Source organism: Bradyrhizobium sp. SHOUNA76 (assembly GCF_023006445.1).
GTDB lineage: Bacteria > Pseudomonadota > Alphaproteobacteria > Rhizobiales > Xanthobacteraceae > Bradyrhizobium.
This window is the reverse complement of record NZ_JALBHA010000973.1, coordinates 1-961: the sequence shown is the minus strand read 5'-3', so window position 1 is coordinate 961 and position 961 is coordinate 1. Positions and strand designations below refer to the sequence as shown.

The 961-nt window shown below is 64.7% G+C and carries 2 protein-coding genes; both read left to right on the top strand.

The annotated features are described in order from the left end of the window. The first annotated feature begins 3 nt into the window (after nt 1-3). A complete protein-coding gene (locus MOV74_RS41335; RefSeq protein ID WP_404979239.1) occupies nt 4-123 on the top strand; it encodes a phosphopantetheine-binding protein in 120 nt (39 codons plus the stop codon). A 76-nt stretch (nt 124-199) separates the two neighbouring features. Next, nucleotides 200-961: condensation domain-containing protein (locus MOV74_RS39060; RefSeq protein WP_309486886.1), on the top strand; the 762-nt coding region annotated here is incomplete at its 3' end.

The following is a 961-nucleotide window of genomic DNA, read 5'->3' as shown; positions in this document are numbered from 1 at the left end:
CGCGTGCGCGACCGCCTCGGCGTCGACCTCCCGCTCCGCGCCCTGTTCGAGGCGCCGGTCCTCGCCGATCTCGCGCAGCGGATCCTGCCCGACGATTGGGAAGAGGAAACCGTGCCGATCTAGCGTCGGCGGATGACGTCGTTCCGAGAGGGTGTGCGACAGATCAGAAGTCCAAGCGCGTGAAGGTAGGTGGACAGCGATGGGATACGAGGGGGCTGTGGCGGAGACGCTGGAGATCGAGCGGGCGGAGCTTCTTGCTCTCTTGATGAAGGCTGGCGCTGCGAGTGCCGAGCCGCAGTTGCGCCCGCGCGATCATGCGGATCCGGCTCCGTTGTCCTTTGCGCAGGAGCGACTGTGGGTGCTCGATCAGCTTCAGCCGGGAGGCAGCGAATATAATATCCCGGTCTTCGTCCGACTGAACGGCGAGCTGGATCAGGTTGCGCTGGACCGCAGCCTGGACGAGCTGATGCGCCGCCACGAGACGTTGCGCATGCGCACGGCTGTAGAGGATGGCGAGCCTGCGCAGATCGTCGAACCGCATGTGGCGGTCGAGCTCGTGCAACTCGATCTAACGGAGCTTGCCGGCGAGGCGCAACAGTCAGAGCTGCGTCACCAGTTGGCGGAGTTCACCGGAAAGCCGTTCGACCTGGCGGTCGCGCCACTGTTCCGCGCTGCGTTGCTGAAGCTCTCGGAGCAGGATCATGTGATTCTCCTGGTGCTGCACCACATGATCTTTGACGGCTGGTCGCTGGGGATACTCATTCGCGATCTCAGCGCGCTTTACACGGCTTACTCCCGGGGCACTGTGCCCTCCCTGCCGCCGCTTGCGATTCAATATGCCGATTACGCAATCTGGCAGCGCCAGCGCCTGCAGGGCGCCGTGCTGGAGCGCCAATTGTCCTATTGGCGGTCGCGCTTCTCCGGCGTGCCGGCGATGCTCGATCTTCCGACCGACCGGCCG